Below are 21869 nucleotides of genomic sequence, written 5' to 3' on the forward strand. Positions count from 1 at the left end.
TGCGCCAAGCTACAGGGGATTGGGATGAGTCTGTTTCGCCGCAAGACGATCGTGGCGCAGCCGCCGGGGCAGCAGCTGGCGCGGACATTGGGGTGGCCGCATCTGGTGGCGCTGGGGGTCGGCGCGATCGTCGGCACCGGCATCCTGACGCTGATCGGCGTCGGTGCGGACCGCGCCGGGCCGGCGGTGATCCTGTCCTTCGTCGTCGCGGGCGCGATCTGCGCCTGTGCCGCGCTCTGCTATGCCGAGATGGCGACGATGATCCCGGCGTCGGGATCGGCCTATACCTACAGCTATGCGGTGCTCGGCGAGGTGATCGCCTGGGTGGTCGGGTGGAGCCTGATCCTCGAATATTCGCTGGTGGTGTCGACCGTCGCGGTCGGCTGGTCGGGCTATGCGGTCGGGTTCCTCAAGGGGCTGGGCGTGGTCGTGCCGAACGCGCTGGCGAACGGCCCGGGGCTGGGCGGCGTGGTCAACGTGCCGGCGGTGGCGATCATCGGCGTGGTCGCGGGCCTGCTGATGCTCGGCACCCGCGAGAGTGCACGGATCAACACCGCGCTGGTGGTGCTCAAGATCGTGACGCTGGCGCTGTTCGTCGGCGTCGCGCTCCCCCATTTCGACCCTGCGAACCTCCACCCCTTCACCCCCTACGGCTATGGCAGCCCGACCGGCGAGGGCGGCGTCAAATATGGCGTGATGGGCGCCGCGGCGATCATCTTCTTCGCCTTTTACGGCTTCGACGCCATCTCCACCGCGGCGGAGGAGGCGAAGAATCCGGAGCGCGATCTGGCGATCGGGATCGTCGGGTCGATGCTGGCGTGTACGGCGATCTACATGATCGTCGCGGCGACCGCGGTCGGGGCGGTGAGCTACACCCGCTTCGGCGACAGCCCGGAGCCGCTGGCGCTGATCCTGCGCGAACTGAACCAGCCCGGCGTCGCCACGATCGTCGCCGCCGCGGCCGCGATCGCGCTGCCGACGGTGCTGCTCGCCTTCCTGTACGGACAGAGCCGCATCTTTCTCGTCATGGCGCGCGACGGCTTCCTGCCGACCAGCCTCGCCAAGGTCAGCAAACGCGGGACGCCGGCGCGGATCACGTTGATGACCGCGGTGTTCGTCGCGGTCATCGCCGGGCTGGCGCCGCTCGACGTCATCGCCAGCCTCGCCAATGCCGGCACCTTGTGCGCGTTCGTTGCGGTGGCGGCCTGCGTATTGGTGCTGCGGCGACGCGATCCGGACGCCCGGCGGCCGTTCCGCACGCCGCTGGCCTGGGTGGTCGCGCCGCTCGCGATCGCCGGCTGCCTCTATCTGTTCACCAGCTTGCAGGTGGTGACGCAGGTCGCCTTCGTCGGCTGGAACGCCTTCGGCCTGCTCGTCTATTTCCTCTATGCCCGCGGCCGGGCCGAGATTGCCCGCTGATGGCGGGCTGGCATATCGGGATCATCGGCGGCTCCGGGCTCTACGACGTCGAGGGGATCGAGGACGGCCGCTGGGTCGATGTAATGAGCCCGTGGGGCCAGCCGTCCGATGCGATCTTCACCGGGCGGGTCGGCCCGGTCGCGGTGTCCTTCCTGCCGCGGCACGGCCGCGGGCACCGGATCAGCCCGGACCAGCTCAACGCACGCGCCAACATCGATTGCCTCAAGCGGCTCGGCGTCACCGACGTGCTGGCGGTGTCGTCGGTGGGATCGCTGGTCGAGGAACGGCCGCCGGGCAGCTTCACGATCGTCGACCAGTTCATCGACCGGACGAAGGGGCGGCCGTCGAGCTTCTACGGCACCGGGATGGTCGCGCATGTCTCGATGGCCGACCCGGTGTGCCCGCGACTGAGCGCGCTGGTCGCCGATGCGGCGGGCGAGGTCGATCGTGGCGGCACCTATCTGGCGATGGAGGGGCCGCAATTTTCGACGCGCGCGGAAAGCCGACTCTATCGGCAATGGAGCTGCCACGTCATTGGCATGACCGCGATGCCGGAGGCGAAACTGGCGCGGGAGGCGGAGCTGCCTTACGCGCTGGTGGGAATGGTCACCGACTATGACTGCTGGCGTGAGGACGAGGCGGCGGTGGACGTGACGCAGGTGATCGCCCAGCTGTCCGCCAATGCGGCCAAGGCGCGGGCGATGGTGGTGCGGTTGCTGCGCAGCCTGCCGGCGGAGCGTGCGGCGTCGCCGATCGACAACTGTCTGGATGCAGCGATCATCACCGCAAAGGGCGCGCGCGATCCTGCGCTGGTCGCGAAGCTGGATGCGGTGGCGGGTCGGGCGCTCGGTTAGCGTTCCGGCCCGACGCTCAGACCGTGGCGGTAGTTCATCGTCACCGCGACGCGGCTGGTGCCCGCGCCTAGCGGAATCGCGACCTGTGCGAAGGCAGGCTTGAGGCGCAGGATCGACAATTTGGGGTCGCGGGAGAAGGCGCCGCCGTCGCCGCTGTCGGACTTGCCGTTGGCATTGGCGTCGTGGCGGACCGCGATGCCGTAGGTGCCCGGACGCGGTACGGGGATGCAGACCTCGACCGAACGGCGACCGCCGGCCGGCGCCTCGACGCGGGCGAGCCAGCGCCCTTTTTCCAAGAAACCGGCTTCGTCGTACAACTGGACGCGGACGCCACCGGTGCTGGCGCGCAGGCCGCGGATGTCGACGATCAGGCGGTGCGTGGTCGTCGCGGTGCAGCCGGCGACGTTGCCCTGCGCTGCGGCCGGGGCTGCGGCGAGCGTCAGGATCGCGAGGGGGAAAGCGTAACGGATCATGGCATCGATATCACGCCGGGATGTGGCCGGGGTATGTCGAAGGGGTGGCGTCGATGGGGTTACGCGCCCGGCGACATGGACAAAGAACACCTTGGCGGAAACGATTTACTTCCATCGTTTCGATGCTGGCGATGATGAGACAGAGCCGGTTGGTTGAAAGGTGCGATAGCGGCTTGGCGCTGTGTAGGACAGGGCGCGCTGTTTTTTGGCCTATTCGCAAAGGGTTGGTCTGGTGGGTAGCCAACGTCGGGGGCGGGATCGGCGATCCGGTCGTTTCCGCCGCGTCGGTATCGCGTCAGCCTTCACCCTTCGCCGCCTTCGGCGTCTTTTCCGTCTCCCGATGGGAGAGGGAAGGGGCGGCAACGAAAAGGGGGAGGCGCCTTGCGGTGCCTCCCCCCCGTCGTTCCGTCCGGAGGCCGTCGCTTATGCGGCGAGCTTGCGCAGCACGTACTGGAGGATGCCGCCGTTGAGGAAATATTCCAGCTCGTTGACGGTATCGATGCGGCAGCGCGTCTCGAACGTCTCGGTCGTGCCGTCGGCGCGCGTGAGCGTGACGGTGACGGCCTGACGCGGGCGCAGATCGGCGACGCCGGTAATCGTGAACGTCTCCGACCCGTCGAGCTTGAGCGTTTCGCGGGTCACGCCCTCGGCGAACTGGAGCGGCAGGACGCCCATGCCGACGAGGTTCGAGCGGTGGATGCGCTCGAAGCTTTCGGTGATGACTGCGCGGACACCGAGCAGGTTGGTGCCCTTCGCCGCCCAGTCGCGCGACGAGCCGGTGCCATATTCCTTGCCCGCGACGATGACGAGCGGCGTGCCGTCCGCCTTGTGGCGCATCGCGGCGTCGTAGATCGGCATCGTCTCGCCGTCATAGCGGGTCATGCCGCCCTCGACGCCCGGCACCATCTCGTTCTTGATGCGGATGTTGGCGAAGGTGCCACGGACCATGACGTGGTCGTTGCCGCGGCGGGCGCCGTAGCTGTTGAAGTTGTTTCTGGAAACCTGGCGTTCCATCAACCACTTGCCGGCGGGGCTGTCGGCCTTGATCGAGCCTGCGGGGCTGATGTGGTCGGTGGTGATCGAATCGCCGAGGATCGCGAGCGGCTTTGCCTCGATGATGTCGGTGACCGGCGCCGGGGTCATGCCCATGCCCTCGAAATAGGGCGGGTTGGCGACATAGGTCGAGCCCGACGGCCAGGCGTAGGTGTCCGAGCGGGTGATGTCGATCGCCTGCCACTTGCTGTCGCCGGCATAGACGTTGCCGTAGCGCGAGCGGAACATCGTGTCGTCGATGTTCGCCGCCATCACGTCGGCGATCTCCTGGTTGGTCGGCCACACGTCCTTCAGATAGACGTCCTGCCCGTCGGTGCCCTGGCCGAGCGGGGTTTCGGTCATGTCCTGCGTCACGGTGCCCTTCAGCGCATAGGCGACGACGAGCGGCGGCGAGGCGAGGAAGTTGGCGCGGACGTCCGGCGAGACGCGGCCCTCGAAGTTGCGGTTGCCCGACAGGACCGAGGCGGCGACGATGTCGCGGCCGTTGATCGCGGCGCTGATCGGCGCCGCCAGCGGGCCGGAATTGCCGATGCAGGTGGTGCAGCCATAGCCGACGAGGTTGAAGCCGATCGCGTTCAGGTCCGCGGTCAGCCCGGCCTTGTCGAGATAGTCGGTGACGACCTGCGAGCCGGGGGCGAGCGAGGTCTTGACCCACGGCTTGGGCTTCAGGCCGAGCGCGTTCGCCTTGCGCGCGACGAGGCCGGCGGCGACCAGCACCGACGGGTTCGAGGTGTTGGTGCAGCTGGTGATCGCGGCGATCACGACGTCGCCGTCGCCGATGTCATGGTCGCGATCGGCGACCGCGACGCGGGCCGGGCGTTCCTTGTGATAGACCTTGAACAGGTCGCCGTTGAACACCTCGTCGACCTTGCCGAGGCTGACGCGGTCCTGCGGACGCTTCGGGCCGGCGAGGCTGGCGGTGACCGACCCCATGTCGAGTTCGAGCGTGTCGGTGAACACCGGCTCGGGCGCGTCGTCGAAGCGCCAGAAGCCGTTCGCCTTCGCATAGGCCTCGACCAGCGCGACATTCTCCTCGGACCGCGCGGTGAGGCGCATATAGTCCATCGTCTTGTCGTCGATCGGGAAGAAGCCGCAGGTCGCGCCATATTCGGGCGCCATGTTGGCGATCGTCGCACGGTCGGCGAGCGTCATCGACGACAGGCCCGGGCCGAAGAATTCGACGAAGCGGCCGACGACGCCCTTGGCGCGCAGCATCTGCGTGACGGTGAGCACGAGGTCGGTGGCGGTGATGCCCTCGCGCAGCGCGCCGGTCAGCTTGAAGCCGACGACCTCGGGGATCAGCATCGACACCGGCTGGCCGAGCATCGCGGCCTCCGCCTCGATCCCGCCGACGCCCCAGCCCAATACGCCCAGGCCGTTGATCATCGTCGTGTGGCTGTCGGTGCCGACCAGCGTGTCGGGATAGGCGATCGCCTTGCCGTCGCCATGGTCGCCGACGCTGTCGGTCGACCACACGGCCTGACCGATATATTCGAGGTTCACCTGATGGCAGATGCCGGTGCCAGGGGGGACGACCTTGAAATTGTCGAGCGCGGCCGAACCCCATTTCAGGAATTCGTAGCGTTCGCCGTTGCGCTCATATTCCAGATCGACGTTGTTCTCGAACGCCTGCGGCGTGCCGAATTCGTCGACCATGACCGAATGGTCGATGACGAGATGGACGGGGACCTGCGGGTTGATCTTGGCCGCGTCGCCGCCGAGCTTGGTGATCGCATCGCGCATCGCGGCGAGATCGACGACGCAGGGCACGCCGGTGAAATCCTGCATCAGCACGCGCGCGGGGCGATACTGGATCTCGCGGTCCGAACGGCGTTCCTTCTGCCAGTCGACGATCGCCTGCACGTCCTCTTCGGTCACGGTCTTGCCGTCCTCGAAGCGGAGCATGTTCTCGAGCAGCACCTTCATCGAGAAGGGCAGGCGGCTGATGTCGCCGAATTTCGCCGCGGCCTTTTCGAGGCTGTAGTAATCGTAGCTCTTGTCGCCGACCGTCAGGGTCGTGCGGGTGTTCAGGCTGTCCTGGCCGATGGCGGTCATTATGGTCCCTTCAATTTGGCCCAGGGCGCTCGGGGAGGCGGCCAGAAGGCCGCGCGGGCGCGCGAGAGCGCTTCAGCGAAAGCGTATGTCGCTGGCGCCTTAGCAAGGGGTGTCCAGCGGGGGAAGCGCATATGCTGCGGCCGCGTAAGATGCCGCGGCCGGGAAACGGGACGACACAAATGCGCGTCAAACCGTGCGCGGCAGCGGCCTGCGCGTCAGAGGATCGCCTGCCCCGTCGCCAGCGTCTTGCCGCGGGTGATGATGACGCGGTCGCCGAGCTTCGCCTCGGCGAACAGCAGCCTGGCAAAGGCGGTAGGCACGCCGATGCAGCCGTGCGTCGCATAGCCCCACGCGACCTCCGTGCCGTGCACCGAGACGCCGTCGTCGGTCAGCCGCAGCGTATAGGGCATCGGCGCGCCATAAATGCTGGAGACGTGGCGCGCGTCCTTCATCGTGATCGGAAAGGTGCCGAGCGGCGTCGGCTTGTCGTCGGTGCCGTAGAGGATCGCCGCCGCGCCGATCTCATACCCGCCGCGGAACACCGAGAGCACCTGCGCGGCGAGGTCGACGGTGATGACCACCGGGCCGTCGGGGATGCCTTTCGTATCCCAGGCATAGTCGCCGAACTTGATCGGGCCGATGTCGAGCACGCGCTTGACCGCCAGCGGTTCGGGGACCGGGGTGGGCGACGGTGCGGGCGCGGCGGGTGCGACGGCGGGCGCGATCCGCGGCGGGGAGGATGCCACGCGTGCGGCGGGCGCGGGGTTGGGGCGACGCGCGGCGACGGTCGCCACGCCGGCGATGGCGAGCGCGGTCGTGGCGAGGATCAGCTTGGCCGCGAGGGCCCGACGACGTGCGGCCAAGGGATGCTCCGGGAACTGGCGGACTGCGATGATGCGCCCAAATCGCCGCGCAGGCCAGCCGCCGGATCGCGCCGTCCCGGCGCGGGACAGGCGGGGGCGGCGTCAACCAACGCGCGCTGCGCTGGCCTCGCCGCGGCGGGCCGGATAGCATCGTGCGGATGGCGAAGCTGAAGGTCTATCGCACCCCGATCGGGTTTCACGACGCCTATGTCGCGGCGACCAGCCAGAAGGCGGCGCTGGCGGCATGGGGCAGCGCGCGCGACCTGTTCGCGCGCGGCATCGCGGAGGTGGTGACCGACCCGGCGCTGACTGCCGCGCCGCTCGCCGAGCCGGGGACGGTGGTCAAACGCTCGCGCGGCAGCGCCGCCGAACAGATGGCGGCGCTGCCGTCGGCGCCGGCACGGAAGTCGCGGTCGGCACCGGTGGAGGACGCGACGGCACCGGCGTCGAAGCCCGAACCGAAACCCAAACCCAAACCGGTGCCCAGACCGGATCGGTCGGCGCTGGCGGATGCCGAGCAGGCGGCGGCCGAGGCCGCGGCGCGGCAGCGCGGCGAGGAGCGGGCGTTGCGGGCCGAGGAGGCGGCGCTGGCGAAACGCCGTCGCGCGCTGGAGCGGGAGCATCGGGACGAATCGGAACGGCTGGCGGCGGCGCGGCAGCGCGCGGCGGACGCCTATGCGCGGGCGCTGCGCCGCTGGGAGGATGACCGGCAGGGATGAGGGGGCGGGAGCGTCACGACGGCAGCGCCCAAGTCGTTGACGATACGGAACAATGCCGGTCCGCCTGGGGTTGGAAGGCGCTGAAAGGATCCTGTCCCATGTCCCATATTCCCAGTTCCGCGATGAAGCACGCCGGCCCCGTCCATCATCACGAGCACGACGCGCCGCCGCACCCGGAGGGCGGACACAAGGACGAGGCCGGGATCGGCACCGGTGCGTGGATCGCGATCGGCGGCACGCTGCTGGCGGGTGCGGCGGCGGCGATCGCGGTGCCGCTGCTGCGCGCCCGGGCGACGCCGACGCCGACGCGCCGGGGCAAGAAGGCGACCCCGGCCAAGGCCGCTTCCAAAAGCAAGGCGCGCAAGACCACCGACGCCTGACCCCGGTTCCCGTCGCGGCGATTGGCCCGAACTGGCGGTTTTCGTAGCGGCGCGGTCGATCCGTGCTACACGATACCGGCAGCAACGGGCGGATGGCCAGCGACGGGTGATTGGACACTATCTGCCGAAACGACACCGGTGGCGGTACGCCGGTCGCTGCACGCCAGTATCCGCCGCGCCCACGCCCGTCGCGCCAACGCCCGCCGCTGCCGCGCGGATGCGGCCGCGCTTGCATCGCCGCGCCGCAGGCGGGACAGCGGTCGCGTGACCGACCCCCGCCGATTCGACCGATTGACCCGCCGCCATCGCGAATGCCTGCGCGGCGTGCGCGAACTCAAGGGGTCGAAGGAGATCGCCGACGCGCTCGGCATCGAGAAAACCACCGTCGACAAGTATCTGACCGAGGCGGTGAAGGTGCTCGGCGCGCGCAATCGCCGCGAGGCGGCGCTGCTGCTGGCCGGGCACGAAGATCAGGCGGATGTGCCAAGTCTCTTTGAAACAACGGAAATCCTGCCGGACGACACCCCCCATAAAATAGGGGGTGATTCTACACGGCTATCCGATCCGCCCGCCGTCCTGCCATCCGCTGCCTCGCCGGACGAGATGATCGTCGGGGCACCGGGGGATCCCGGGGACGCGCCTTTCAGGCCGCGCTCCCCGGGACCATCGCTGCCCTTCCGGCGGAAAGGACAGAGGGACAACGACCTGACGGTCGGTGACCGGCTGATCTGGATACAGGCCATCGTCCTCGGCATATCGATCGCCTTCGGTATGCTGATGACCGGCCTCCAGGTGCTGACCGGCCTGATCGAAACCGTCGCCCAACGCCTTTCCTGACTCCAGCGCGAGCACCCCTCAGGGTGGAAAGGTGGCCATGTCCTACGCAAATACCCAGGTCGCGGCGGAAGCCGTGGCGCAGCTGCTGTGGCAGCTCGAGACGCAGCTCGACGAAGCCTTCGCCACCGGCGGCGAACTGCTCGCCGCGCTGCCCCGGGCGCGTGCCGCCGCCCATCTGCCGGCGATCGCCGGGCAGCAGGCCTTCGAAGTTCTCGGCCAGGCGATCATGGCGATCGGTGCGGCGCGCGGTCACACCGTCGCCGGCCACCGCGTCATCGAGAAGCTGGGCCGCCAGATCGGGTTCGAGACGAGTTTCGGCGACGAACAGCCGAAGCCCGATTTCGCCCCGACAGGTGCCGACGTCAGTCATCTGCGCGTCGCTGCCTAGGTGTCATGGCTTGGCCTCCAGACTGCTCCTTTGGCTGGCCAGGCCATGACCCACGTCGTCCTGTTCAACATCGTGCTGTTCGGGGCGTGCGCCTATGCCTTCGTGGCGGGCGGCGCGCCCGAACGGTGGACCGCGCTGGTCTTCGCGGCCGGCGCGCTGGCGACGTTCCTGATCCCGTACCAGCGGCACGTCAGCTATCATTCGGTCCATGCCATGATCCTGGGCGTCGACATGATCGTGCTGGCGGCGCTGGTCGGTATCGCGCTCAGGGCGAACCGGTTCTGGCCGCTGTACGTCAGCTCGCTGCACGTCATCACGATCGCGATCCACGGCGTGAAGGCATTCCAGCCGACGCTGGTGCCGTGGATGTACGCCGGGGCGAGCGGCAAGATCGCCTATCCGATGCTGATCCTGCTCGCGACCGGCGCCTGGCGCCACCGGCACCGACTGGCGCGCTTCGGCAGCGACCGCGACTGGTCGCCCCTGCGCAAACCGAATTGTGAACCCTCATGAGTGCCGACATCCGGCTGTTGCGCTGGCCCGAGCGCGATCGCGAAGACTATGAACGCCTCGTCGCCGCGATCGAACGCGTGCGCAGCGTCGCCGCGCGCAGCCGCGGCGAGATCGTGGCGACCGTGCCGACCGGGCCGGAGGAGCCCGACGACGTCGAGCGGGCGCAGGCGCTGCTGACCCAGCGGCGTGCGCGCGATGCGGCGGCGGGGCCGCTTGCCGAGCTGTTCGGCGAACCCGGCTGGGACATCCTGCTGACGCTGTTCATCGCGCTGGAACAGGGGCGAACGATGCGCCCCGCCACGATCGCGGAGGCGATCGCGGTACGGCCGGCGGTGCTCAGCCGCTGGCTCAAGGTGCTGGAGACGCGCGGGCTGATCTGGTCGGCGGTCGACGCGGCGGGGGAGGTGCCGGCGGCGGTGTCGCTGACCAACGAGGGCATGGCGCTGGCGCTGCGCTGCATCGGCGAGGCCTGACGGCGGGGGCCGTCAGCGGTCTGTCAGGCGATCGGCCTCGTCGCGCATCATCTCGACGCCCTGGCAGACGTGCAGGCTGGCCACCGACAGGTCGAGGTCGTCGGCGAGGCGCATCAGCTCCTCGCCGAGCGCGACCGCGCGCAGCAGCAGCTCGGCGCGGATCCGGCGCGCGGCAGGGTCTGTCTCGGGCATCGTCATCGCGGCCGGTTGTAGTCGCGGCGGGGCGCGACGCAACGACTCGATTCGCATCGGAGCGCGGGCGCGTGCGGCGGTGTGGAGCAAAGCGGGACACGGCACGTTGGGAACGGCAAGGCCGCGACGAGGGTGACGCCCGGGCCGGCACGGACAGCAGGAGAGCGATGATGGCAGACGGGCATGACGGCGGTAACGGCGCCAACGACGGCGCGGCGGGTGCGGGAGCGGGCACGGGCACGGGCACGGGCGAGGCGATGCGCGATGCGGCCAGTCGCGCGCGCGACGGCTTTGCCGAACATGTGATGGACCCCGCGCGTCGCGCCGGCGAGGCGATGCGCGCCTCCGGCCAGAAGGTCGCCGACGGCAGCGCGACGATCGGCCTCAAGATCATCGAACAGGCCGAGCAGAATTCGCATCAGGCGTTCGAGGCGATGCGCGAGGCGGCGAAGGCGAAGGACCTGACCGACGTGATGCGCATCCAGGGCGAATTCCTCCGCCAGCAGGGCGAGCGTTCGATGAATCAGGCGCGCGAGATCGGCGAGCTCATCATGCAATTCGGCCGCGATGCGGTGTCGCCGCTGCGGCCGGGCGGCGGCACTAGGCCGGACTAGGCCGATCGACATTCAGAAGATGACGTGCCGAAAACGGTGGTTTCGCGTGACCCGGAGCGCAGCGTACTAGTGGTACGTGAGCACCGGAAGCGCGCGAAACCGCCGTTTGGAGGCCGTCAGGGCTGAATGGCGATTGGCCCCAAGCCGCCGGGGTCAGATCGACGGCATGGCGCGGGCCAGCACGATGAGGTCGTGCGCCACGCCGTCGCTGCCCCGGACGTGGCCGGAAAGCGTCGCCTCGCGGGTGAAGCCGAGCCCTTCGAACAGCGCGATCGAGGCGGCCTGATCGGGCGTCATCGAGGCGCTCAGCTTGGCGAGGCCGTGCGCGTGCGCGATCGCCAGCATCGCCTCGAGCAGGTCGCGGCCGAGGCCGGCGCCGCGTCGGTCCGGGGCGACGAGCAAACGGATCTCGCCGACATGGCCGCTCCAGCCGAGCGGATCGCGGATCAGCGCGGCGGTGGCGATGATCGGCCCGGCATCCTCGGCGACGAGGCTGTCGATCCAGCCGTCGCCGATCGCCTGCTGCCACGCCTCGATCACGCGCGCATGGCGCAGGTCGCGGCCGAGGAAGAGCAGGTCGTGCTCCGGCAGCGTCGCGGCGAAGGCGAGCATCGCGGCATCGTCGGTCGGGCGGAAACGGCGGATCGTGTGGCTCATGCGGGCGTCTCTCCTGCCGGGATTGCGTTCGAACCCTCAGGCCGGTCGCGGCGTTCCGCTTGGGGTGACCGGCTGCGGACCTTGCGGCGTCGTCTCCAGCGACGAATCGCCGCCGAGCACACGGTAGAGCGTCACGCGGTTGGTGGCACCGGTCAATGTCGTCGCCACCAATGTACGCTGCGCGGTGTAGAGCGAGCGCTGCGCGTCGAGGCTGGACAGGAAGGTATCGATCCCGCCCTGATAGCGCGCGTTGACGAGGCGGAGCGTGTCCGCCGCGGCGACCTGGAAATTGGTCTGCGCGCGCAATTGCGCGGCGAGCGTGCCCTGCCGGGCGAGCGCGTCGGCGGTTTCCTGGAAGGCGGTCTGGATCGTCTTTTCGTAGGTGGCGAGCGCGGCGTCGCGCTGCGCCTCGGTATAGCGGACGTTGTTGCGCGCGGCGCCGGCCTGGAAGATCGGATAGCTGACCGAGGGGGCGACGGAATAGTTGAACGCGCCGCCCGAGAAGAGCGAAGACAGCGCGGTGCTGGCGAAGCCGACGAGGCCGGTCAGCGAGATGCGCGGGAACAAAGCGGCGCGGGCGGCGCCGATCTCCGCATTATAGGCGCGCAGTTCGTATTCGGACTGGACCACGTCGGGACGGCGGAGCAGCACGCCGCTGTCGAGGCCGGCGGGCAGGGTGGCGATCGTCCCCTGCGCCTCGTCGATCGAGGCGGGGAGCAGCGCGGGGTCGATCGCAGCGCCGACGAGCAGTTGCAGCGCGTTGACGTCCTGCGCGACCAATGTCGTCTGTTCGGCAAGATCGGCGTTGGCGGTTTCGAGGATCTGTTCGGCCTGGCGCAGGTCGGTGCGCGGGCTGATCCCGCCCTCCAGCCGCGCGCGGGTGAGGCGGACGCTGACCTGCGCGCTGGTCGCGGTATCCTGCGCGATCGTCAGGAGGCTGCGGTCGGCGGCATAGTTGAGCCAGGCGGTGGCGATGTCGCCGACCAAAGTCAGACGGGTGGCGCGTGCGGCGGCCTCGGTCGCGAAATAGCGGTCGAGCGCGGCGCGCGACAGCGAGCGGATGCGGCCGAACAAGTCGAGTTCGAACGCGGTGGTGCCGACCTGCGCGGAAAAGGCGCTGTTGCCGGCGCTGGTCGTCGTGACCGTGCCGGTGCCCGTGCCCGTGCCCGTGCCCGTCCCGGTGCCGCCGGTCCCGGTCCCTGTGCCGCCCGTGCCGGTGCCCGTACCCGTACCGCCGGTGCTGCCGCTGCCCGCGACGCTGCGGGCGCCGTCGCCGCCGCCCGAATAGGTATAACGGCCCGAGGCGTCGACCGCGGGGAACAGGTCGGCGCGCTGGATGCGATATTGCGCGCGCGCGGCGGCAATGTTGGCGGCGGCGACGCGCAGGTCGCGGTTGTTGGCCAGCGCGCTGTCGATCAGCGTCTGGAGCCGCCGGTCGCGGAAGATGTCGCGATAGGTGATCGCCGGCAGCGCCGCCTCGCTCTGACGGAGATAGGCGTCGCCGACCGGCCATGACGGCGGCACCGGTAGGTCGGCGCGGACGTATTTGGGCTCCATCGAACAGCCGGCGAGCGCGGTGCCGGCGAGCGTCAGGGCGAGGAGGATGCGGGGCGTCCGGGGCATCATGCGGGCTCTGGCCGGTTGGCGGGGTCGGTGTGGGTGTCGGTGTCCGGGGCGGCTGGCGGCATCGGCGGCGCGGGCGGATGGTCGTCGGTCTTGCCGTGATGCCCGGTCGGGCGTCCGCGCAGCTTGGCGATGCCGTCGCGCACGCCGCGGCGGACGAGCACGAAGAACAGCGGGATGTAGAAGATCGCGAGGAAGGTCGCCGACAGCATGCCGCCGATCACCGCGGTGCCGATCGCGATGCGGCTGTTCGCACCCGCACCGGTCGAGATCGCCAGCGGCAGCACGCCGAAGATGAAGGCGAAGGAGGTCATCAGGATCGGGCGGAGGCGGATCTTGGCGGCCTCCAGCGCGGCGTCGATGACGCGCGCGCCCTTGCGCTCCGCCTGCTCGGCGAATTCGATCATCAGGATCGCGTTCTTCGCCGCCAAGCCCATCGTCGTCAGCAGCCCGATCTGGAGGTAGACGTCGTTGGTAAGGCCGCGCAGCGTCACGAAGGCGATCGCGCCGATCAGCCCGAGCGGGATGATGAGCAGCACCGCGAACGGGATCGACCAGCTTTCGTAGAGAGCGGCGAGGCACAGGAAGACGACGAGGATCGACAGGCCGTAGAGCAGCGGCGCCTGCCCCGCCGACAGCCGTTCCTGATAGGACAGGCCCGCCCAGGCGACCGAGGTGCCAGGGATCTGCGCCGCCAGTTCGGTGATCCGCGCCATCGCATCGCCCGAACTCTTGCCCGACGCGGCCGAGCCCTGGAATTCGTAGGAGGCGATGCCGTTGAACCGCGACAGGGTCGTCGGCGCGGTCGCCCAGCCGGTGGTGGCGAAGGAGGAGAAGGGGACCATCTGCCCGCTCGACCCGCGCACGAACCATTGCTTGAGGTCGTCGGGCGCGGAGCGATAGGGCGCATCGCCCTGCACGTAGACGCGCTTGACGCGGCCGCGGTCGATGAAGTCGTTGACGTATTGCCCGCCCCAGGCGGTGGTCAGCGTCGAATTGGCGTTGGTCTGGGTGAGGCCCAGCGCGGCGAGCTTCTGCTGGTCCATGTCGACGCGCAGCGTCGCGATGTCGGGCAGTTCGGTGAGGCGCACCGAGGACAGCATCGGATCGGCATTGGCAGCGGCGAGCAGCTTGTCGCGCGCCGCGGCGAACTGTTCCTGCGTCAGCCCACCGGTGTTCTGCAATTCCATGGTGAAGCCGTCCGACTGGCCGAGACCGCGGACCGCCGGCGGCACCAGCGCGAACACCTGCGCGTCGCGCAGCCCGCGGAAGGCGGCGGAGGCGCGGCCGGTGATCGCGTCCGCCGTATTGTCCTTGCCGCCGCGCTGCGACCAGTCGACGAAGTTGAGGAAGCCCTGACCGGTGTTCTGGCCGCTGACGCCGCCGCCACCGCCGCCCGCGACGGTGAAGAGGACGGAGGTGTTCTTCCCCTCGTTCTCGGTGAAATATTTCTCGACCTGCTGCTGCACCTGCAGGGTGCGCGCCTGCGTCGCGCCCGGCGGCAGGCGGAACTGGATTATCGCGGAGCCCTGGTCCTCGGTCGGCAGGAAGCCGGTCGGCAGGCGCATGAACAGCGCGGCGAGCAGCGCGACGGTGCCGAGATAGATGAGCAGGAACAGCCATTTGCGGTTGACCACCGCCATCACCCAGCCGGTGTAGCGTTCGACGCCGCGGTCGAAGTTGCGGTTGAACCAGTCGGCGGCCTTCGTCCCCCAGCCGGCGACGCGGGGGAAGCGGCGCTTGAACCCCTGTGCCTCCTCCGCCTCCTTCGACTTCTGCTTGAGCAGCGAGGCGGTGAGCGCGGGGCTGAGGATCAGCGCGACGAGCACCGACAGCACCATCGCGGCGACGATGGTGAGCGAGAACTGGCGATAGATGACGCCGGTCGATCCGCCGAAGAACGCCATCGGCAGGAACACCGCCGACAGCACCAGCGCGATCGCGATCAGTGCGACGGTGATCTCGTTCATCGATTCGATCGTCGCCTCGCGCGGCGTCATGTCGGGGTTTTCCTCCATCAGCCGCTCGACGTTCTCGACGACGACGATCGCGTCGTCGACGAGCAGGCCGATGGCGAGGACGAGCCCGAACAGCGTCAGCGTGTTGATCGAGAAGCCGGCGAGATAGAAGACCGCGAAGGTGCCGAGCAGCACGACCGGCACCGCGATCGTCGGGATCAACGTCGCGCGCCAGCTCTGCAGGAAGACGAACATGACGACGACGACGAGGATCACCGCCTCGATCAGCGTCTTGACCACTTCCTCGATCGACAGTTCGATGAAGGCGGTGGTGTCGTTGGCATAGGCGACCTTCAAACCGGGCGGGAAGGTCTTGGCGACGCGCGTAATCTCCGCCTTCACCAGTTCGGCCGTCTCCAGCGCGTCGGCGCCGGGGGCGAGCAGCACGGCGATGCCGGCGCCGGGATGACGGTTGATGCGGCTGACCGCGGCATAGCTTTCCGCGCCGAGTTCGATCCGGCCGACGTCGGACAGGCGCACGGTGGCGCCCGACGGCAGCGTCTTGATGATGATCTGACGAAATTGCTCGGGCGTCTGGAGGCGCGACTGGGCGGTGACGGTCGCGTTGAGCATCTGTTCGGGGCCGGACGGCAGGCCGCCGACCTCGCCCGCCGCGACTTCGGTGTTCTGGTTCTGGATCGCGGTGGTGATGTCCGACGGGATCAGCGAATAGCTGGCGAGCCGTTCCGGGTTGAGCCAGATGCGCATCGCATATTGCGAGCCGAAGACGTTGGTGTCGCCGACGCCCTGCACGCGGCCGAGCGGATCCTGCAGGTTGGAGACGAGATAGTCGCTGACGTCCTGGTTGGTCTTGGTATCCGTCTCGTCATAGACGCCGGCGATCAGCAGGAAGTCCGGGTTCGACTTGCGGACGACGAGGCCCTGCTGCTGCACCTGCTGCGGCAGGCGCGCGACCGCCTGCTGCACCTGATTCTGCACCTGCACCTGCGCGATATCGGGATCGGTGCCCTTGTCGAAGGTCGCGGTGATCGTCACCGCGCCGCGGCTGGACGAGGAGGAGCTGAAATAGAGCAGGCCGTCGATGCCGGTCAGCTGCTGTTCGATGACCTGCGTCACCGAATTCTGCAGCGTCTGTGCCGAGGCGCCGGGGAAGGTGGCGCGGATCGACACCTGCGGCGGGGCGACGTCGGGATATTGTGCGATCGGCAGGCTGAGGATCGCGCCGACGCCGGCGAGCATGACGATGATCGCGAGCACCCAGGCGAAGATGGGGCGATCGATGAAGATGCGGCTCATCATGACGGATCAGCCGCCCTTGCCCTGCGCGGCGCCCTGCTGCTGCCCGTCGGATCCCTGTTGCGGCGGTGCGACCCGTTGCGGGCTGTTCGCCGGCACCGCCTTCACCTGCGCGCCGGGGCGCAGATTGTTGAGCCCCTGCGTGATGATCCGGTCGCCAGCGTTGAGGCCGGAGGTCACCACCCAGTAGCGGCCCTGCGTGCGCGCGGCGGTGACCGGCTTCTGCACCGTCTTGTCGTTCTGGCCGACCAGCATCACCGTCGCATTGCCCTTGGCATCGCGGCTCAGCGCCTCCTGCGGGACGAGGAAGGCGCGCTGGTTGATCGCCTGCGCGAAGCTCGCCCGCACGAACATGCCGGGCAGCAGGATACCCTGCGGGTTGGGGATGCGCGCGCGCAGCGTCACCGTGCCGGTTTCGGTGTTGACCAAGGCTTCCGAGAATTCGACGCTGCCGGTTTGGCCGTAATCGCCGCCGTCCTCCAACTTCAGGCGGACCTGCGCGGTGGTGGGGACGACGCCGTTCTGCGCGAGGCTGCGGCGCAGCGCGAGCATGTCCGCGGCGGATTGCTGGATGTCGACGAACATCGGGTCAAGCCGCTGGATCTGCGCGAGCGGATCGGTCTGGCTGGCGGAGACCAGCGCGCCGACGGTGAACAGCGAACGCCCGATGCGGCCGGTGATCGGCGCGGGGACGGTAGTGAACTTGAGGTTGATCCGCGCCGTCTCCAGCGCGGCGCCGGTCTGCGCGACGGAGGCGGTCGCCTGCCGCGCCGAGGCGACCGCGTTGGTATATTCCTGCTTCGACACCGCCTCGATCGCGGCGAGCGGGCGATAGCGTTCGGCCTGGATGCGCAGCGCCTCCTGATTGGCGCGGGCGCTCTGCAGGTTCGCCTGCGCCTCGTTCACCGCGGCGCGATAGAGGCGGGGGTCGATTTCGTAGAGCGGCTGGCCGCGCTGCACCAGCGCGCCTTCGGTGAAGAAGCGGCGGCGGATGATGCCGTTGACCTGCGGACGGACGTCCGAGCTTTCATAGGCGCTGGTGCGCGCGGCGAGTTCGGTGACCATCGCCGCGCTGGTCGGCTGGACGACGACATAGCCGACGGTGGTGGGGCCGCGGTTGGCGCCGCCGGCGCCGCCTTTGCCCGCGCCCTTGTCCTGCGATTCGCCGCTGCCGCATGCGGCGAGCAACAGGGCGATCGCAATGGTGCCGCCGGCAAGGCGCCGGCGGTCCCGGAGGGAGGCTATGGTCAAATGGGTCACCCGGCTCGTGTCTCGGCTCGCGCGCCGCAGCCGCGCGACTGGGCACGGTTGCGGTGATTGGTTGCTCTTGCTGGCCTAATGGCGGCGATCCCGGCGGAAATGCAACCCGCGGGCCGCGTTATTAATGTCGCAAAATGTAGCAGTCCGGATAGGAACCAGCCATGACCGACACCAGCGACAGGGCCGATGGCGAGAAGGCGCTCGCCGCTGCGGCGGCAGTGGCGGAGGTGCGCGCGGGCATGCTGGTCGGGCTCGGCACCGGATCGACCGCCGGCCATGCGATCCGCGCGCTCGGCGCACGGGTGGCGCAGGGGCTGGCGGTGCGGGCGGTCGCGACCTCGCAGGCGAGCGACGCGCTGGCGCGGCGGCTGGGGATCGCGATGCTCGACTTCGCCGACGTGCCTCGCGTCGACCTGACGATCGACGGGGCGGACGAGATCGATCCGCGGCTGTATGCGGTGAAGGGCGCGGGCGGCGCGATGCTGCGCGAGAAGGTGGTCGCCGCCGCATCCGACCGGATGGTGGTGATCGCTGATTCGTCGAAGCGGGTGGCGGCGATCGGCGCGGCGCGGGTGCCGGTCGAGATCCTGCCGTTCGCGCGCGCGTCGCTGCTGGCGGCGCTGGGTGAGGGGGCGATGCTGCGGATGCGCGACGGGGCGCCGTATGTGACCGACAACGGCAACTGGATCGCCGATTGCCGGTTCGCGCTGGCGGATCCCGCGAAAACCGCGGCCTGGCTGGACGGCATGGCCGGCGTGCTGGGCCATGGCCTGTTCCTCGATGAGATCGATGCCGCCTATGTGGCCGAAAACGGAGTCGTTTCGCGGCTGGAACGGGCCGGCCCGTCTCGTTAAAGGCGGGGCCACCGCAACAGATCGGGCGTGCAGGCGTTCGACGCAGGGTAAGAGCGAGGGCATTACTCCCATGACCGATACCAAGACCGCGATCCACGAAGATGGTTCGCTGGAACGTCTCACGATCGATACCATCCGCACGCTGTCGATGGACGCGGTGCAGAAGGCCAATTCGGGCCACCCCGGCACGCCGATGGCGCTTGCCCCGGTCGGCTATACCCTGTGGTCGCAATTCCTGCGCTACGACCCGTCGCGCGCCGACTGGCCGAACCGCGACCGGTTCGTGCTGTCGGTCGGCCATGCGTCGATGCTGCTCTATTCGCTGATCCACCTCGCGGGAATCGAGGAGATCGACGCCGAGGGTAACAAGACCGGCCGTGCGGCGCTGACGCTCGACGACCTCAAGGGCTTTCGCCAGCTCGCCTCGCGGACGCCGGGTCACCCCGAATATCGCCACACCACCGGCGTCGAGACGACGACCGGGCCGCTGGGCGCGGGCTGTTCCAATTCGGTCGGCATGGCGATCGCCGAGCGCTGGCTGGCGGCACGCTACAACCGGCCGGAGTTCACGCTGTTCGACCATGATGTCTATGCGCTGTGCGGCGACGGCGACATGATGGAAGGCGTCGCGGCGGAGGCGGCGAGCCTCGCCGGGCATCTCAAGCTCAGCAATCTGTGCTGGATCTACGACAGCAACCACATCTCGATCGAGGGCGGCACCGATCTCGCGTTCGACGAGGACGTCGGCCTGCGCTTCCAGGCCTATGGCTGGAACGTCATCCACCTCGACGACGCCAACGATACCAAGGCGTTCGCCGATGCGATCGAGACGTTCAAGGCGACCAGCGACCGCCCGACCTTCATCGTCGTCCATTCGGTGATCGGCTGGGGCAGCCCCAAGGCGGGCAGCGAGAAGGCGCATGGCGAGCCGCTGGGCGAGGACAATGTCCGCGCCACCAAGAAAGCCTATGGCTGGCCCGAGGACGAGAGCTTCTACATCCCCGAAGGCGTCGCGGAGCATTTCCACGGTGCGATCGCCGATCGCGGCGTCGCGCTGCGGACCGAATGGGAGGCGACGGTCGAGAAGTATCGCGTCGCGCACCCGGAGCTGGCCGCCGAGCTCGACCTGATGCTCAAGGACAAGCTGCCCGAGGGCTGGGATGCCGACATCCCCGTCTTCCCGGCGGACGAGAAGGGCCTCGCCAGCCGCGATTCGGGCGGCAAGGTGCTCAACGCGCTCGCCGCCCGGGTGCCGTGGCTGATCGGTGGCTCCGCCGACCTCGCACCGTCGACCAAAACCGACATCAAGGGCAAGCCCTCGTTCGAGGCGTCGAACTATGGCGGCCAGAACTTCCACTTCGGCGTGCGCGAGCACGGCATGGGCGGCGTGGTCAACGGCATGACGCTGTCGCACCTGCGCAGCTACGGCTCCACTTTCCTCGTTTTCGCCGACTATATGCGCGCGCCGATCCGCCTGTCGGCGATCATGGAACTCGCCAGCGTCTGGGTGTTCACGCACGATTCGATCGGCGTCGGCGAGGATGGGCCGACCCACCAGCCGATCGAGCATCTGGCGACGCTGCGCGCGATCCCCGGGCTCGACACGATTCGGCCGGGCGACGCCAACGAGGTCGCCTATGCGTGGCGCGGGGCGCTGGAGGATGCCAGCCGGCCGACCGCGCTGATCTTCTCGCGCCAGGCGCTGCCGACGCTGGACCGCGACACCTATGCGCCGGCCGAGGGGACACTGAAGGGCGGCTATGTGCTGGCCGACTGCGACGGCACGCCCGACGTCATTCTGATCGCGACGGGCAGCGAACTGGCGCTGGTCGTGCAGGCGCACGAAAAGCTCAAGGCCGACGGTGTGAAGAGCCGCGTCGTGTCGATGCCGAGCTGGTATCGTTACGAACTGCAGTCCGAGGAGTATAAGGAAAGCGTGCTGCCGTCGTCGGTCGCGTCGCGCCTCGCGGTCGAGCAGGCGGGCGAGATGGGCTGGCACCGCTATGTCGGATTGAAGGGCCGGACGATCACCATGTCGACGTTCGGTGCCTCCGCCCCCATATCCAAGCTGCAGGACAAATACGGCTTCACCCTCGACAATGTCGTCAAGGTGGCGCGCGAAATGCTGGAGAGCAACAATGGGTAAGCTCAACGACCTGAGCGCCGCGGGCACCGCGGTCTGGCTCGATTTCGTCGATCGCAAGTTCCTCGAGGCCGGTGGCCTCGACACGTTGGTCAAGGAGGACGGCCTGACCGGCGTCACCTCCAACCCGTCGATCTTCGAAAAGGCGATGGGACATGGCGACGCCTATGACGTCAGCCTCGCCGATTTCGACCGCGAGAATCCCGAGGCGGCGACGATCGACCGCTACGAGGCGCTGGCCATCCAGGACATCAAGGCCGCGGCGGAAACGCTGCGCCCGGTCTACGACCGGCTGGAGACGAAGGACGGCTATGTCAGCCTGGAGGTGTCGCCGTACATCGCCGACGACACCGATGCGACGATCGCCGAGGCGGAGAAGCTGTGGCATGCGGTCGATCGCCCAAACCTGATGATCAAGATCCCCGGCACGCTCGCCGGCGGACCCGCAATCAGCGCGACGATCGCCAAGGGCATCAACGTCAACGTGACGCTGCTGTTCGCGCTCGACGCCTATATCCGCGTCGCCGAGGCCTATGCCACCGGCCTCGAGGAGCGCGTGCGGCAGGGCCAGCCGATCGACAGGATCGCCAGCGTGGCGAGCTTCTTCGTCAGCCGCATCGATTCGATGATCGACAAGGAGATCGATCGCCGGCTGGGCGAGAACGACCCCGAGGCGGAGGCGCTGAAGGGCCTGCGCGGCAAGGTCGCGATCGCCAACGCCAAGATGGCCTATCAATGGTTCCTCGACTTCGAAAAGTCGGACCGCTGGCAGGCGCTCGCCGCCAAGGGCGCGCAGCCGCAGCGGCTGCTGTGGGCGTCGACCGGCGTGAAGGACAAGGCGTATCGCGATACGCTGTACGTCGACACGCTGATCGGCCGCGACACCGTCAACACGATGCCGCCGGCGACGATGGATGCGTTTCGTGAGCGCGGCACCGTCGCGGACACGCTGAACGCGGACGTCGAGGAGGCGCGCCACGTGCTCGCCGAGGCGGAGCGGCTGGGGCTGAACCTGACCGGCGTCACCGATACGCTGGTCGCGGAGGGCGTCGCGTCCTTCGCCAAGGCGTTCGACGACCTGCTGGGCTCGATCGCCGCCAAGCAGCCGGCGGCGGCGTAACCTGGTACGGGGGCAGGGCGGTCGCCTTGCCCCCCCGCCGTCACCCCGGGTCCGTTTCGGGATCTATCCCTGCGGCGTGGCGAACCCCAGAACGCGCTCCGGGT

At 68.9% G+C, this 21869-nt stretch carries 20 protein-coding genes; 12 read left to right on the top strand and 8 right to left on the bottom strand.

Translation table 11 applies throughout. The annotated features are described in order from the left end of the window. The first annotated feature begins 24 nt into the window (after window positions 1-24). A complete protein-coding gene (locus tag AC1RTO_RS00515) occupies window positions 25-1419 on the top strand; it encodes an amino acid permease (RefSeq protein ID WP_493159028.1) in 1395 nt (464 codons plus the stop codon). Further along, window positions 1419-2273 (top strand): S-methyl-5'-thioadenosine phosphorylase, encoded by an 855-nt coding sequence (mtnP, locus tag AC1RTO_RS00520; RefSeq protein WP_493159029.1) that lies wholly within the window; start codon window positions 1419-1421, stop codon window positions 2271-2273. Before AC1RTO_RS00515 ends, mtnP begins: the two co-directional genes overlap by 1 nt. Here the strand turns inward: mtnP and AC1RTO_RS00525 are convergent. The 3 genes from AC1RTO_RS00525 to AC1RTO_RS00535 form a co-directional block, all read right to left on the bottom strand. Next, window positions 2270-2746 (bottom strand): DUF2141 domain-containing protein, encoded by a 477-nt coding sequence (locus AC1RTO_RS00525; RefSeq protein ID WP_493159030.1) that lies wholly within the window; start codon window positions 2744-2746, stop codon window positions 2270-2272. The genes mtnP and AC1RTO_RS00525 overlap by 4 nt on opposite strands. A gap of 423 nt (window positions 2747-3169) precedes the next feature. Then, a complete protein-coding gene (acnA, locus tag AC1RTO_RS00530) occupies window positions 3170-5854 on the bottom strand; it encodes an aconitate hydratase AcnA (protein ID WP_493159031.1) in 2685 nt (894 codons plus the stop codon). Window positions 5855-6069: 215 nt separating this feature from the next. After that, window positions 6070-6717 carry a L,D-transpeptidase family protein gene (locus AC1RTO_RS00535; protein WP_493159032.1) on the bottom strand — a complete coding sequence of 216 codons (648 nt, stop codon included), beginning with the start codon at window positions 6715-6717 and terminating at the stop codon, window positions 6070-6072. A 158-nt stretch (window positions 6718-6875) separates the two neighbouring features. Here AC1RTO_RS00535 and AC1RTO_RS00540 point away from each other — a divergent pair, with 158 nt between their 5' ends. The 6 genes from AC1RTO_RS00540 (at window position 6876) to AC1RTO_RS00565 (ending at window position 10027) form a co-directional block, all read left to right on the top strand. Then, window positions 6876-7436 carry a hypothetical protein gene (locus AC1RTO_RS00540; RefSeq protein WP_493159033.1) on the top strand — a complete coding sequence of 187 codons (561 nt, stop codon included), beginning with the start codon at window positions 6876-6878 and terminating at the stop codon, window positions 7434-7436. 98 nt (window positions 7437-7534) lie between these two features. Then, complete coding sequence (locus tag AC1RTO_RS00545; protein ID WP_493159034.1) at window positions 7535-7816, top strand: hypothetical protein; 282 nt, start codon at window positions 7535-7537, stop codon at window positions 7814-7816. A gap of 264 nt (window positions 7817-8080) precedes the next feature. Continuing rightward, a complete protein-coding gene (locus AC1RTO_RS00550) occupies window positions 8081-8653 on the top strand; it encodes a helix-turn-helix domain-containing protein (RefSeq protein WP_493159035.1) in 573 nt (190 codons plus the stop codon). 37 nt (window positions 8654-8690) lie between these two features. After that, entirely contained in the window at window positions 8691-9041 is a 351-nt protein-coding gene (locus AC1RTO_RS00555; RefSeq protein WP_293875329.1) for a hypothetical protein, read from the top strand. A gap of 45 nt (window positions 9042-9086) precedes the next feature. Further along, complete coding sequence (locus AC1RTO_RS00560; RefSeq protein ID WP_493159036.1) at window positions 9087-9554, top strand: hypothetical protein; 468 nt, start codon at window positions 9087-9089, stop codon at window positions 9552-9554. Further along, the gene (locus tag AC1RTO_RS00565) at window positions 9551-10027 is read left to right on the top strand and encodes a helix-turn-helix domain-containing protein (protein WP_493159037.1); all 477 of its coding nucleotides are present in this window, start codon (window positions 9551-9553) and stop codon (window positions 10025-10027) included. Before AC1RTO_RS00560 ends, AC1RTO_RS00565 begins: the two co-directional genes overlap by 4 nt. Before the next feature lie 12 nt (window positions 10028-10039). Here the strand turns inward: AC1RTO_RS00565 and AC1RTO_RS00570 are convergent, their stop codons facing one another. Next, entirely contained in the window at window positions 10040-10225 is a 186-nt protein-coding gene (locus tag AC1RTO_RS00570) for a hypothetical protein (protein ID WP_493159038.1), read from the bottom strand. Window positions 10226-10389: 164 nt separating this feature from the next. Between AC1RTO_RS00570 and AC1RTO_RS00575 the strand changes: the two genes are divergently transcribed. Next, a complete protein-coding gene (locus AC1RTO_RS00575) occupies window positions 10390-10833 on the top strand; it encodes a phasin family protein (RefSeq protein ID WP_493159039.1) in 444 nt (147 codons plus the stop codon). A gap of 153 nt (window positions 10834-10986) precedes the next feature. Here the strand turns inward: AC1RTO_RS00575 and AC1RTO_RS00580 are convergent, their stop codons facing one another. Genes AC1RTO_RS00580 through AC1RTO_RS00595 form a run of 4 tightly spaced genes read right to left on the bottom strand, consistent with a single transcriptional unit; the run spans window position 10987 to window position 17639 of the window. Continuing rightward, window positions 10987-11490 carry a GNAT family N-acetyltransferase gene (locus AC1RTO_RS00580; protein WP_493159040.1) on the bottom strand — a complete coding sequence of 168 codons (504 nt, stop codon included), beginning with the start codon at window positions 11488-11490 and terminating at the stop codon, window positions 10987-10989. Between the two features lie 36 nt (window positions 11491-11526). After that, window positions 11527-13116, bottom strand: a complete 1590-nt coding sequence (locus AC1RTO_RS00585) for an efflux transporter outer membrane subunit (protein WP_493159041.1) — start codon at window positions 13114-13116, stop codon at window positions 11527-11529. Next, a complete protein-coding gene (locus tag AC1RTO_RS00590; RefSeq protein WP_493159042.1) occupies window positions 13113-16391 on the bottom strand; it encodes an efflux RND transporter permease subunit in 3279 nt (1092 codons plus the stop codon). Before AC1RTO_RS00590 ends, AC1RTO_RS00585 begins: the two co-directional genes overlap by 4 nt. 6 nt (window positions 16392-16397) lie before the next feature. After that, window positions 16398-17639, bottom strand: coding sequence for an efflux RND transporter periplasmic adaptor subunit (locus tag AC1RTO_RS00595; protein ID WP_493159043.1), 1242 nt, complete (start codon window positions 17637-17639; stop codon window positions 16398-16400). 170 nt (window positions 17640-17809) lie between these two features. Here AC1RTO_RS00595 and rpiA point away from each other — a divergent pair, with 170 nt between their 5' ends. From rpiA to tal, 3 genes are all read left to right on the top strand, one after another. Further along, window positions 17810-18502, top strand: a complete 693-nt coding sequence (gene rpiA, locus AC1RTO_RS00600; protein ID WP_493159044.1) for a ribose-5-phosphate isomerase RpiA — start codon at window positions 17810-17812, stop codon at window positions 18500-18502. Window positions 18503-18572: 70 nt separating this feature from the next. Further along, window positions 18573-20648, top strand: a complete 2076-nt coding sequence (gene tkt, locus AC1RTO_RS00605; RefSeq protein ID WP_493159045.1) for a transketolase — start codon at window positions 18573-18575, stop codon at window positions 20646-20648. Beyond that, on the top strand, window positions 20641-21765 hold the full coding sequence (gene tal / locus AC1RTO_RS00610; protein ID WP_493159046.1) for a transaldolase: 1125 nt from the start codon (window positions 20641-20643) through the stop codon (window positions 21763-21765). Before tkt ends, tal begins: the two co-directional genes overlap by 8 nt. Window positions 21766-21869: the final 104 nt, after the last annotated feature.

The organism is Sphingomonas sp. GW821-FHT10F09 (assembly GCF_058809195.1).